This is a genomic window from Synechococcus sp. PROS-U-1, from assembly GCF_014279755.1.
Taxonomy (GTDB): domain Bacteria; phylum Cyanobacteriota; class Cyanobacteriia; order PCC-6307; family Cyanobiaceae; genus Parasynechococcus.
The window spans coordinates 792,445-803,732 of sequence record NZ_CP047951.1; the positions used below are offsets into that span (position 1 = coordinate 792,445).

12 protein-coding genes are annotated in these 11,288 nt (G+C 60.9%); 9 read left to right on the forward strand and 3 right to left on the reverse strand.

The features are described from left to right. Nucleotides 1-3: 3 nt before the first annotated feature. Nucleotides 4-1,281, reverse strand: a complete 1,278-nt coding sequence (locus SynPROSU1_RS04200) for a ferredoxin:protochlorophyllide reductase (ATP-dependent) subunit N (RefSeq protein ID WP_186571631.1) — start codon at nucleotides 1,279-1,281, stop codon at nucleotides 4-6. A 109-nt stretch (nucleotides 1,282-1,390) separates the two neighbouring features. Then, complete coding sequence (locus SynPROSU1_RS04205; protein ID WP_115023893.1) at nucleotides 1,391-1,768, reverse strand: hypothetical protein; 378 nt, start codon at nucleotides 1,766-1,768, stop codon at nucleotides 1,391-1,393. A gap of 116 nt (nucleotides 1,769-1,884) precedes the next feature. Here SynPROSU1_RS04205 and SynPROSU1_RS04210 point away from each other — a divergent pair, with 116 nt between their 5' ends. Then, entirely contained in the window at nucleotides 1,885-2,670 is a 786-nt protein-coding gene (locus SynPROSU1_RS04210) for a BMC domain-containing protein (RefSeq protein WP_115023891.1), read from the forward strand. 25 nt (nucleotides 2,671-2,695) lie between these two features. On the opposite strand, the gene SynPROSU1_RS04215 is transcribed toward SynPROSU1_RS04210, so the two are convergent. Continuing rightward, on the reverse strand, nucleotides 2,696-3,217 hold the full coding sequence (locus tag SynPROSU1_RS04215) for a non-canonical purine NTP pyrophosphatase (protein WP_370586277.1): 522 nt from the start codon (nucleotides 3,215-3,217) through the stop codon (nucleotides 2,696-2,698). Between the two features lie 416 nt (nucleotides 3,218-3,633). Between SynPROSU1_RS04215 and SynPROSU1_RS04220 the strand changes: the two genes are divergently transcribed. The 8 genes from SynPROSU1_RS04220 to SynPROSU1_RS14110 all read left to right on the forward strand — a co-directional run bounded on the left by SynPROSU1_RS04220 (nucleotide 3,634) and on the right by SynPROSU1_RS14110 (nucleotide 11,215). After that, a complete protein-coding gene (locus SynPROSU1_RS04220) occupies nucleotides 3,634-3,945 on the forward strand; it encodes a BMC domain-containing protein (RefSeq protein WP_006169870.1) in 312 nt (103 codons plus the stop codon). A gap of 71 nt (nucleotides 3,946-4,016) precedes the next feature. After that, nucleotides 4,017-5,432, forward strand: a complete 1,416-nt coding sequence (locus tag SynPROSU1_RS04225; RefSeq protein WP_115023888.1) for a form I ribulose bisphosphate carboxylase large subunit — start codon at nucleotides 4,017-4,019, stop codon at nucleotides 5,430-5,432. A gap of 59 nt (nucleotides 5,433-5,491) precedes the next feature. Continuing rightward, nucleotides 5,492-5,833 carry a ribulose bisphosphate carboxylase small subunit gene (locus SynPROSU1_RS04230; RefSeq protein WP_115023886.1) on the forward strand — a complete coding sequence of 114 codons (342 nt, stop codon included), beginning with the start codon at nucleotides 5,492-5,494 and terminating at the stop codon, nucleotides 5,831-5,833. A gap of 101 nt (nucleotides 5,834-5,934) precedes the next feature. Then, nucleotides 5,935-8,304 carry a CsoS2 family carboxysome shell protein gene (locus SynPROSU1_RS04235; RefSeq protein ID WP_186571633.1) on the forward strand — a complete coding sequence of 790 codons (2,370 nt, stop codon included), beginning with the start codon at nucleotides 5,935-5,937 and terminating at the stop codon, nucleotides 8,302-8,304. Nucleotides 8,305-8,311: 7 nt separating this feature from the next. Beyond that, nucleotides 8,312-10,057 (forward strand): carboxysome shell carbonic anhydrase, encoded by a 1,746-nt coding sequence (locus SynPROSU1_RS04240; protein ID WP_186571634.1) that lies wholly within the window; start codon nucleotides 8,312-8,314, stop codon nucleotides 10,055-10,057. Nucleotides 10,058-10,059: 2 nt separating this feature from the next. Next, nucleotides 10,060-10,374 carry a carboxysome peptide A gene (locus tag SynPROSU1_RS04245; protein WP_186571635.1) on the forward strand — a complete coding sequence of 105 codons (315 nt, stop codon included), beginning with the start codon at nucleotides 10,060-10,062 and terminating at the stop codon, nucleotides 10,372-10,374. Beyond that, entirely contained in the window at nucleotides 10,374-10,625 is a 252-nt protein-coding gene (locus tag SynPROSU1_RS04250; protein WP_115095164.1) for a carboxysome peptide B, read from the forward strand. Before SynPROSU1_RS04245 ends, SynPROSU1_RS04250 begins: the two co-directional genes overlap by 1 nt. Before the next feature lie 53 nt (nucleotides 10,626-10,678). Continuing rightward, nucleotides 10,679-11,215, forward strand: coding sequence for a BMC domain-containing protein (locus tag SynPROSU1_RS14110; RefSeq protein WP_186571636.1), 537 nt, complete (start codon nucleotides 10,679-10,681; stop codon nucleotides 11,213-11,215). The last annotated feature ends 73 nt before the right edge of the window (nucleotides 11,216-11,288 follow it).

The window sequence follows — 11,288 nt, forward strand, 5'->3', positions numbered from 1 at the left end:
GGATCAGACGTGAACGGGGGTGTCGGGGCTACTCGGATGCAGACCGGGGCGAATCAATTGCCGGCGACGCAACGGCCGGGAAAACAGTTCCGCCAGGTCGCCCGCCTGGTCGATGCCATGAATCGGGCTGAACACCAGTTCGATCGACCATTTGGTGGCGATGCCTTCGGCCTCGAGCGGATTGGCGAGGCCCATGCCACAGACCACAAGGTCCGGTTGGCTGGCGCGTACCCGGTCGAGCTGTTGCTCAACGTGCTGCCCCTCCATCACCGGGGTGTCGTCGGGAAGCAAAGCCAGCTCGGCGGCCATCTGTTCGCGGTTCAGATAAGGCGTTCCCACCTCCACCAGCTCCATGCCGCATTCCCGTTGCAGGAAGCGGGCTAGGGGCAATTCGAGCTGGGATTCGGGGAGCAGAAAGATCCGCTTGCCCTCCAGCACGGCGCGGTGCCGGGCCAAGGCGCTTTGGGCGCGCTTCATCAATGGATCGAGCACAGCGGCGACCCGCTCGTCCGGGAGATGGAATGCCGCAGCAGCAGCCTCCATCCAATGGCGACTGCCTTCAGCGCCCAGGGGAAATGGGGCTGTGAGCACCGTGGCACCGCGATCGCTCAACAAGCGGGCGGTTTCGGTCAGAAAAGGTTGGGTGAGTAGCACCGTGGTTCCCGCTCCCACCCCAGGCAGATCGGTTGATTGCCGGGGCGGAAGGCTCTGAATGGTCTTGATGCCCATCCGCTGGAACAGGTGAATCAGCCTGTCTTCCACGGCATCGGCGAGGGTTCCCACCAGCAGAAGCTGCCGCTCATCATTGGCGGGCAAGAGGGGGACGAGCGCCGCCAGCGCCCCGTCTTCCCCCTGGGTGAAGGTGGTTTCAATGCCGCTGCCGGAGTAGTTCACCACCCGTACACGGCCGGAGAGCTCATCGTTCAGCCGTTCAGCGGCTCGGGCCAGATCCAGCTTGATCACTTCGCTGGGGCAGGACCCCACGAGAAACAGCGTGCGGATCTCGGGGCGGCGTTGCAGAAGTTCCTTGCAAACGCGATCAAGTTCGTCGTGAGCATCCGCCAGGCCGGCCAGATCTCGCTCGCTGAGAATGGCTGTGCCGAAACGCGGTTCGGCAAAAATCATCACACCCGCGGCGCTTTGAATCAGATGGGCGCAGGTGCGTGATCCGACGACCAGAAAAAAGGCATCGGGCATGCGCCGATGCAGCCACACGATGGAGGTGAGACCACAGAACACCTCCCGTGGTCCTGATTCCTTCAACAAGGTGGGCCCGGCCATCGGCCGCTCCATGCGATGTGCACCCCTTAAGTTGCAAGAGATCGGGCCATGGATGCCAAAGCCAGCGCAAACTCTTTGGGATCAGGCCATGACAGACCATGCTTCGCGATCAAAGGCGGCGGCGGAATCCGTCGTAACGCTCTGAACGGTCGCTCTCCTCTGTTTTGCTCAAACGCCAAACGTTGCGGCTGACCCGACGGGCAACGAGGCCGCCGCGTTCCGCCCGTTCCGTTCCCGGTCGGGCTCCAAGAAGCATGCTCACTTCCGCCGTGGTCAGGGGAGCACCGGTCTCAATCGCCAGGGCCGTCAGTTCAAGGCGTTGACGCAGCTGACGCAGACGATCTCTGTCTTGATTGCCTGATGCCTCCAGCCAGGGCAGATCCACCTGCCCATCCTGCGCGAGGCGTTGCATCAGGCCAAAGCTCACCATCCCAAGGGCTTGATCAGCGTTGAGATCAACTGGTTTTAAAGAAGACTGCTCAGTCATTGCAGGATCTCGAGAGGTTTTCTGGACGGTATCGGCTGTCTTTCAAGGTGCAAGACCGCTGGCTTTAACTCTTTGATGGCCCGTCTGCACGAGATTCGTCCGGTACACTCCCCGCCATGACCCGTTTTGCCAGCTTCGATGCTCGGGAGCGGCGACGCGGCGGTAGTGCTCTCGTCACCGGGACTGAGGTGACCTCCCAGCAGGGAGGGGCAAGTTGTGTTGTCACGACGGATTCTGAGTCTCCCCGGCTGCTTCGCCAAAACAGCCAAGTGCAGTCGATCGAACTGCGCACCCACGTGTTCATCGACTCGCTGCAACCTCAACTTGCGGCCTACATGGGGTCGGTGAGTCAAGGATTCCTGCCCATTCCTGGAGACGCTTGCCTCTGGATGGAGGTTTCTCCGGGCATGGCGGTTCACCGCGTCACAGACATTGCTCTGAAAGCCAGCAATGTTCGCCTTGGCCAGATGGTGGTGGAGCGGGCTTTTGGTTCGATGGCCCTCTATCACCGCGACCAGAGCACTGTTCTCCATTCCGGAGATGTGGTGCTGGAAGCGATTGGCAGCACGATTGAGCAGCGTTCTCCAGCAGAGGTGAGCTGGACCGAAGTCATTCGAGCAATCACGCCGGACCACGCCGTGTTGATCAACCGCCTCAACCGACGCGGTTCCATGATTGAGGCCGGGATGAGCATGTTCATCCTGGAGACTGAGCCGGCGGGGTATGTGCTGATTGCTGCCAATGAGGCTGAAAAATCCTCGAATATCACTTTGGTGGACGTGAAAGCTGTGGGTGCCTTTGGACGCCTCACCCTGGCGGGGCGTGAAGGTGATGTTGAGGAAGCGGCGGCAGCTGCGATGCGCGCCATCGACCATGTCAACCGAAACGCACGATTGCGCTGACCGCTCTGCTCGCTGATCGTTGAACTCAGTTCAGGCCAAGAAGTTGGCGTAATTGAGGTGCCAGAGCTCGTGCTGCTTTGCCACGGCTGCCCAGTCGGCTGAGTTGTGCCGGGTTCAGTTCGCCATAGGTGCAACGGGCTTCACGCACCCAGAGCAAGGATTCAAATCCGCCACCTGGGTAGGCCGGTGCGCTGAGGAGCTCACCCCAGCAAATGCCCTCTGCCGACGCTCGGCACGTCCCTGTGGGGTCGCTCAGCACCATCGTGCTTCGGAAGCAGGCGCTGCGATAAAGGGACGGGCCCAGCTCCGCAAGGATTCTCTGCACTTTGGCGTCGTTGCCTTCGGCATATCGGGCGGAGAACAGGCCGGGCGCGCACTGGAGTGAATCAACTTCAAGGCCTGAATCGTCTGCGAGGGCCCAACCTTGGGTTCGTAGTGCTGCTGCAGTGGCCTTCAGCTCGGCGTTTTCCCGGTAGGTGTTTCCCGTTTCCTCAACGTCCAGGTCGTCGGGTTGACGCTGAACGTGAATGGGAAGCGGACCCAGCATGGCCTCAATTTCAGCAACCTTGGTGGGGTTACCCGTGGCAATGGTGAGCTGAAGCAACAAGGGGGCCGACAAATGAGGGCCTCCATTGTGCGGGCTGATTGGGGGGTAGGAATTAAAAATCTCTGGATTCGACCCAGCAACACGCATTTGGGTTGAACATTCCACCCCTCAGCAAGGCTTCGGGAACGTGTCGCAGGATGAAGCTATGGAGTTTCACCGCACTCGACAACGACTTGTGCGGATGTGATCACAGGAACCACCACAGCAGACCGGAACAGTGAGGCACTGCGTGATAAGCCCAGCTTATTTAGTTCACTATGGACAGTGATCAAGAAAGTCTTCCAAATCGCTTGACGGGAAGGGTTCTGGCGGAGCAATGTCCCCAGCGAACATTCCACCTCTTTTCCCGGTAGGCAATGGCTAACGAAACCATGGGCATCGCCCTCGGCATGATCGAGACCCGCGGTCTGGTCCCCGCCATCGAGGCAGCTGATGCCATGACCAAGGCTGCCGAAGTGCGCCTGATTGGTCGCGAGTTCGTCGGTGGCGGTTACGTCACCGTTCTGGTGCGCGGCGAAACCGGTGCTGTGAATGCTGCAGTGCGTGCTGGCGCTGATGCTTGCGAGCGCGTCGGTGACGGCCTGGTTGCTGCTCACATCATTGCCCGCCCCCACCGCGAAGTGGAGCCTGCACTGGGCAACGGCAACTTCCTTGGTCAGAAGGACTGAGATCTTCCGCTGAGCCTCTGACGAGGCACGCGAACGTCTCACCCTCTTCACCGACCTAACGGAGTTTTCCCATGAGCAAGAAGTACGACGCTGGGGTCAAGGAGTACAGGGATACCTACTGGACTCCTGATTACGTCCCCCTCGACACCGACCTGCTGGCCTGCTTCAAGTGCACCGGCCAAGAAGGTGTGCCCAAGGAAGAAGTTGCCGCTGCTGTGGCCGCTGAATCCTCCACCGGCACCTGGTCCACTGTGTGGTCCGAGCTCCTTACCGATCTCGACTTCTACAAGGGCCGTTGCTACCGCATCGAAGACGTCCCTGGTGACAAGGAGTCTTTCTATGCCTTCATCGCCTACCCCCTCGATCTGTTCGAAGAGGGTTCCATCACCAACGTTCTGACCTCCCTGGTCGGCAACGTCTTCGGTTTCAAGGCTCTCCGCCACCTCCGTCTGGAAGACATCCGCTTCCCGATGGCGTTCATCAAGAGCTGCTACGGCCCGCCGAACGGCATCCAGGTCGAGCGCGACCGGATGAACAAGTACGGCCGTCCCCTGCTGGGTTGCACCATCAAGCCGAAGCTCGGCCTGAGCGGTAAGAACTACGGCCGTGTTGTCTATGAGTGCCTGCGCGGCGGTCTGGACTTCACCAAGGACGACGAGAACATCAACTCCCAGCCCTTCCAGCGTTGGCAGAACCGCTTCGAATTCGTTGCGGAAGCCATCAAGCTGTCCGAGCAGGAGACCGGTGAGCGCAAGGGTCACTACCTCAACGTGACCGCCAACACTCCCGAGGAGATGTATGAGCGCGCTGAGTTCGCCAAAGAACTCGGAATGCCAATCGTCATGCACGACTTCATCACCGGTGGCTTCACAGCCAACACCGGTCTGTCGAAGTGGTGCCGCAAGAACGGCATGCTCTTGCACATCCACCGCGCCATGCACGCGGTGATCGACCGTCATCCCAAGCACGGCATCCACTTCCGCGTTCTCGCCAAGTGTCTGCGTCTGTCTGGTGGTGACCAGCTCCACACCGGCACCGTGGTCGGCAAGCTGGAAGGTGATCGTCAGACCACCCTCGGCTACATCGACCAGCTGCGCGAATCCTTCGTGCCCGAAGACCGCAGCCGCGGCAACTTCTTCGATCAGGACTGGGGTTCCATGCCTGGTGTGTTCGCCGTTGCTTCCGGCGGTATCCACGTGTGGCACATGCCCGCACTGGTCGCCATTTTCGGTGACGACTCCGTGCTGCAGTTCGGTGGTGGTACCCATGGTCATCCCTGGGGCTCCGCTGCAGGTGCTGCTGCCAACCGCGTGGCCCTCGAGGCCTGCGTCAAGGCACGCAATGCCGGTCGCGAGATCGAGAAGGAAAGCCGGGACATCCTCATGGAAGCCGGTAAGCACAGCCCTGAGCTGGCCATCGCTCTCGAGACCTGGAAGGAGATCAAGTTCGAGTTCGACACCGTCGACAAGCTCGACGTTCAGAACTGATCGTTTCTTCGGCCGGTTGATGCAACCGGCCACCCCTTTTTCTTAAACCCAGGATCCCCATGCCTTTCCAGAGCACCGTGGGTGACTATCAAACAGTCGCCACCCTGGAGACCTTCGGCTTCCTCCCGCCGATGACCCAGGACGAGATCTACGACCAGATCGCGTACATCATTGCCCAGGGTTGGAGCCCGCTCGTTGAGCACGTCCATCCCAGTAACTCCATGGCCATCTATTGGTCTTATTGGAAGCTCCCCTTCTTCGGTGAGAAGGATCTGAACGTTGTCGTCAGTGAGCTCGAGGCTTGCCATCGCGCATACCCCGATCACCACGTGCGCATCGTCGGTTACGACGCCTACACCCAGAGCCAGGGTGCCTGCTTCGTGGTCTTCGAAGGACGCTGATCCTTCGGACCCATGGTTCTGAGCCCTGACCTGATCAGGGCTCCAGCTTTTTTCGGAGGGGCAAGTGCCCTTCCACCTCACGACGACTCCCTCGGGCGGACATGGCAAGACTCTCCAGTCGCGAACTCGCATTAGAACGCCGTAAGGCGCTGACCACTTCCGGTAAGAAGTCCTCAGCTGCAGCTGGTACAGGCGCCAACCGTGTTCGCACCGTTGATGACGCCCGTCCCACCCGCACGAACGTGGCTGAAGTTGCTGAACCTGCTTCTGCACCTGTTGTTTCCGCTGCTGTAGCTCCGCAGCGAACACCTGCGTTCACCGCTGCTCCTTCCAGGCGCAGTTCACAGGTCAAGCCTCATCGCGATGCCAGTCGTGATCTGGTGCTTGCACGCCGTGAGGCCCTGTCCCGTCGCGGCAAAACCGCAGACACCAGCCGCGATCGCAACCGCGCTGATTTGGCCCGTCAAACCAAACCTGCTCCAGCTCCTGCACCCTCTGAAACCACGAAGAGCTGTGGCTGCGGAGGCAAGCGCGCTGCCGAGAAGACTGCACTGACCTCATTGAGTGCATCGGCCCCCAAGCTTTCCGCCCGCACAGAGCGCCGCGCCTCAGCGCCCAAGCGTCGCGCCATCGAGAATCCCAGTCGCGCCCTTGTTTTGGCCCGTCGCGACGCCATGGCCAAGCACGGCAAAACCGCCGGCAAGCAGTCCACCAGCGCCGCTGCTGTTGCCCGTCAGGCCAACCCTGATCTCACCAGCCGTGAGCTGGCCCAGCAGGTGCGCGAGTTGCGCACCAAGGCCGGTGCACGCAACAAGCAGAGTGCCGGTGTCACCCGCCCCACCGGTCCCAACCGCCATGGCGCCAAGCAGGCTGCTGCCGCTGATGCCCATTGGAAAGTTGGTGAAAGCACCACCACTGCTGGTCAAACAGTGACCGGCACCCAGGCCAACCGTTCGGTCAAAACCACCGGCAACGAAGCCAGCACCTGCCGATCGATCACAGGTACGGAGTATTTGGGGGCTGAAGTCTTCCAGACCTTCTGTCAGACCGCTCCGGGTGCCACGACTCCAGCCAAAGTGCGTGTGACGGCCACCAGCCACGGCAACCGCGTCACCGGAAATGAAGTGGGCCGCTCTGAGAAGGTCACCGGTGATGAGCCTGGCACCTGCAAGAGCGTGACTGGCACCGAGTACATCTCGGCCAACCAGTCCGCTGCCTACTGCGGTGGAGCTATGAGTTCCCCCCGCAAGGTGGGTCACAGCTTCACGGAACAAGGTCGTCCCGTCAGTGGCGTGATGGTCGGCCGCTCCGCCAGCGTCACTGGTGATGAGGCCGGCGCGAATCGCAGCCTCACTGGCGATCAATACCTCGGTTCTGACCCCCTTCCTGAAGGCCGTCCGGCAGCCAAGGTTGGTTTGTCCGGCACCCTGTCGGGCACGGGAGTTACTGGAACTTTGGTGGGTCGCTCCTCCCAGGTCACCGGTAATGAATTCGGCTCCTGCCACCGTGTGACCGGAGATCAATACATCAGTGCTGAGCAGGTGAATGCCTTTTGCGGCGGCAAACCTGAGCCTGAAGCTGCCAAAGTTGGTTTCAGCGTCACCAACCGCAACCAGGTGGTGAGCGGAACCCGCACCGGCCGTTCGGAGCACGTCACAGGTGACGAGCCCGGTAGCTGCCAGGCCGTAACAGGAACTCCCTATGCAGGCCTCGAGCAGGCCGGCCAAAACTGCGGCACTCCCGCAGTCCAAGCCATTCGTGAGCGCACCCCTGTGCGTCCTGGAACCCCTTCCGCTGCGATGACTGGGATTCAACCCGGTGTCGGCGGTGTCATGACTGGGGATAAACGCGGCGCTTGTGAAGCGGTGACCGGTACTCCTTATGTCGGCGCTGATCAGTTGGCCGCTGCCTGTGGTGCTGATGCCCCTGCCGGCACCGACACCCACGGTCAATCCCCTGAGGGTGCTGCCTGGACCCGTTTCAGTGTCGTGTCTCCCGCCCGCGCTGCTCAGCAGCAGCGTGACGCACGCTCCGGTGTGACCGGCACGTCCTACGAGGAGGGCAATCGCATCACCGGCCCTTTTGACATGGCTGGCGGCAAGGTGACCGGTACCGAGCAGTTTCGCTTCGATAACCGCGAGTTCCAAAACCGCCAGCAACAACGTCAGTTCCAGCCCACCGTTGCTGTAGTTAGTGAGCCCACTGACAAGCCTGCATCGCGGGTGACCGGAGAGGGTTCTTCCACCAAGATCACTGGTGATGACTGGGATCGTGGTGAGCACGTAACCGGCACGGAGGGTGCATCGGCGCGCCGACGCAATCCCAGCCGTCCGGGTCCGATGAGTGCCATGTCCTCGTTTGAGCGCAAGCGCAACGAAGAGACCGAATGGCCTGTCAGCCGGGTCACCGGTTCCAGCGGTAACACCGAGAAGGGGTCCTTGATCACCGTCTCCGGCGGCGCACGGGGCTGATTCATTGATGGTTCGCTCCAAGCCTTTCCGTGGCGGGCGACCTCAGGCCCCCTCGGCACCGACACGTCGCCAGCTTCAGCAGCTGGCCAACATCGCTGATCCGGCAGAGACCGCTCCGGATATGGAGTCGTCGACCCGTCAGGCTGCTCTGCAACGGCGCCGTGCCTTAACAACTTCAGGCAAAGCAGCTCAATTGGATCGTGGATCCGTTGCTGCTGGCAGGATTCGCTCCAGCAACGACGCTCAGCGTCCTGCTCCCTCCCAGCCTGGTTGGGTGCGCAGGGAGAAAGCAGCCACCCGGGCTGTTCCTTTCAATCTGAGTCGTAGTTCACTGCCGATCACACATCGGCGCCATCCGCTCACGGATGCAACGGCCAACGGCCGTCTTCAGGCTTACGAGCAGGAGATCAAAGGACGTTTCGATCGGATCGTTCCGCTTCTTCAGCAGGTTTCAGCGCTGCAGCATGAAACCGATTTCATTCCCCAGGCCCAACGGCTCTGCCGTTCCGAACTCGGCTTTGACCTGCCGGATCACATCCTGCAGCGGGCCTGGGTGCGTCCTCTCGACATGCGCGCTCTGTTCGCGTGGTGTGTGTTTGAAAGCCATCGCTTGTTCAGTGACCGCTTCTTTCAGGACGACCCCCTGGGCGGAGCCACTGGCAGTCCTGCTTCCAGGGAGTTTGAACAGTTCCTGCTCGACTGCGGCATTCATCTTCTCGATCTGACTCCTTGTGCTGACGGGCGCCTTGCCCACACCGTGGCCTACGCCCTGCGCATTCCCTTCAGCGCTGTGCGTCGCCGTTCCCACGCCGGCGCCATGTTTGATGTGGAGAACACGGTGAACCGTTGGGTCAAAACCGAGCATCGCCGCTATCGCGAAGGCGCTCCGAATCCCTCCACCGAACCAACCCGCTACCTGAAGGTGGTGACCTACCACTTCAGTTCCCTTGATCCCTCCCACCAGGGCTGTGCCGCCCATGGCAGCAACGATGAATTGGCGGCCTCGGCTGGTCATCAGCGACTGCTGGACTTCCGTGAGTCGGTGGAAAACAGCTTCTGCTGCGGTGCTTCCGTTGATCTTCTTCTGATCGGCCTCGACACCGACACCGATGCGATCCGTGTTCATCCCCCGAGCCGTGATAGCGAAATGGTGCTCGACCGTTGGCTTTGCGCCAGGGAACTGCATGCAGCCACGGCATCCATGACTGCTGATCAGGCCATGGCTCAAATTGCTGAAGCCGTCGAAAGCTCAGCACCTGCCCCCATGGATGCAGGCATGGTGTCTTTTCTGACGCGGTTGATTGCCAACAACATCTCCCAGATCGACTACGTGCAGGATCTGCACGGTGGTCCCTATCCGGATGCTGGCCACGCGGAGCGGTTTATCGGCGTTGGTATCGGTTTCAAGGAGGTGCATCTGCGCAACCTCACTTACTTCGCCCATCTCGACACCGTTGAGGAGGGAGCTCCTGATCTTGATGTGGGGGTCAAAATTTTTAAGGGCCTCAATGTGGCCCGGGATCTGCCGATTCCGATCGTGGTGCGTTTCGACTATTCAGGTCGCGTCCCCGGAGCCCGCGAACGGGCCATTGCCGATTGCCAACGGGTGAATCAGGCCATCGCTGATCGCTATGCAGCTCTCGTTGACGATGGTCTGCTCCACACTTGTCTCACCATTCGCGACCGCAACCAGACGGCACCGGCCGAGGTCGTCGGTTCCACGCTCGACCCGCAACTTCCGGAGGCTCACTGATCATGCTCATCGTCAAGGTCATCAAGCCGCTCGTTTCCACCAACCGGATCCCCGATTTCGAGCACAAACATCTGCAGGTGGTTCTCGATGGAAGCACCAAGAAGGTGGCCGTCGATGCAGTCGGTGCGAAACCCGGCGACTGGGTGATCTGCGTCAGCAGCTCTGCTGCCCGCGAAGCTGCCGGAAGCAAGTCGTATCCCAGCGACCTCACCATTGTCGGAATCATTGATCACTGGGAACCCGATCCGCCGAAGACCTCGGCTCCATCTCCATCGCCCAGCCCCAGCGGCACACCCGCAGGAGGCAAAGCCAGCTGATGGAGATCATGCAGGTGATGGGCACGTTGATCTGCTCTTACAGAGTTGCAGGGCTGGATCACATGCATCTGCGCATCCTGCGCAACAACAAGGGCAAGAAGCTTGTGGCCGTTGATCCTGTTGGTGCCCGCGAGGGCAACTGGGTGTTCACCGCCAGCGGTTCGGCGGCTCGGCATGCCTGCCCTGACAACACCGTTCTCACCGATCTGACCATCGGTGGAATCATCGATTTCTGGAATCCGGACGGATAGGGACCACCCATCTCCCTCCGCCGTTTCCGTTCCGTTTCCACACCTTCACAGCCATGGCTACTCCTTCCCCCACCCCCCGTCGTCGCACCACCCGCACGTCTGCTGCGGCGAACAAGACCGTGGATGTGAAGCCTGTGGCTAGCACCGCTGCTGCAGCTTCAACCACTGCCAAGGCTGCTCCTGCAACAACGCCTTCTCGCGCCACCACGACCACGCGCCGCAGCAGTGGATCCACCACAGGTTCAGGTGGCGGATCGGCGGTGGCTAAACCCTCTGCCACGCCTTCTCCCAAGGTCCCCGGTGTGGCCCTGGGCCTGATCGAAACCCGTGGGATGGTGCCTGCCATTGAGGCAGCCGACGCAATGACCAAGGCTGCGGAAGTCACCTTGATCTGCCGTGAATACGTCGGTGGTGGTTACGTCACCGTGATGGTGCGTGGTGAAACCGGTGCCGTGAATGCCGCTGTGCGTGCCGGTGCTGATGCTTGCGAGCGGGTCGGCGACGGCCTCGTTGCCGCTCACATCATTGCCCGCCCCCATAACGAGGTGGAACCGGTGTTGGCCGGCAGTGGTGCAGCCCGCCGCAGCTGAAGGACAAAAAGCCACCTCATCGCCGTTCACAAAGAGCGCTTTTGCTTGTAACCGGCATTTAGATTCGCCGGCC

Coding starts and splice junctions, on each gene's coding strand:
- SynPROSU1_RS04240 (WP_186571634.1), top strand. CDS start 8,312: ATGGTTCGCTCCAAGCCTTTCCGTGGCGGGCGACCTCAGGCCCCCTCG.
- SynPROSU1_RS04220 (WP_006169870.1), top strand. CDS start 3,634: ATGGCTAACGAAACCATGGGCATCGCCCTCGGCATGATCGAGACCCGC.
- SynPROSU1_RS04215 (WP_370586277.1), bottom strand. CDS start 3,217: ATGCTGGGTCCGCTTCCCATTCACGTTCAGCGTCAACCCGACGACCTG.
- SynPROSU1_RS04225 (WP_115023888.1), top strand. CDS start 4,017: ATGAGCAAGAAGTACGACGCTGGGGTCAAGGAGTACAGGGATACCTAC.
- SynPROSU1_RS04210 (WP_115023891.1), top strand. CDS start 1,885: ATGACCCGTTTTGCCAGCTTCGATGCTCGGGAGCGGCGACGCGGCGGT.
- SynPROSU1_RS04245 (WP_186571635.1), top strand. CDS start 10,060: ATGCTCATCGTCAAGGTCATCAAGCCGCTCGTTTCCACCAACCGGATC.
- SynPROSU1_RS04200 (WP_186571631.1), bottom strand. CDS start 1,281: ATGGCCGGGCCCACCTTGTTGAAGGAATCAGGACCACGGGAGGTGTTC.
- SynPROSU1_RS04205 (WP_115023893.1), bottom strand. CDS start 1,768: ATGACTGAGCAGTCTTCTTTAAAACCAGTTGATCTCAACGCTGATCAA.
- SynPROSU1_RS04235 (WP_186571633.1), top strand. CDS start 5,935: ATGGCAAGACTCTCCAGTCGCGAACTCGCATTAGAACGCCGTAAGGCG.
- SynPROSU1_RS04250 (WP_115095164.1), top strand. CDS start 10,374: ATGGAGATCATGCAGGTGATGGGCACGTTGATCTGCTCTTACAGAGTT.
- SynPROSU1_RS04230 (WP_115023886.1), top strand. CDS start 5,492: ATGCCTTTCCAGAGCACCGTGGGTGACTATCAAACAGTCGCCACCCTG.
- SynPROSU1_RS14110 (WP_186571636.1), top strand. CDS start 10,679: ATGGCTACTCCTTCCCCCACCCCCCGTCGTCGCACCACCCGCACGTCT.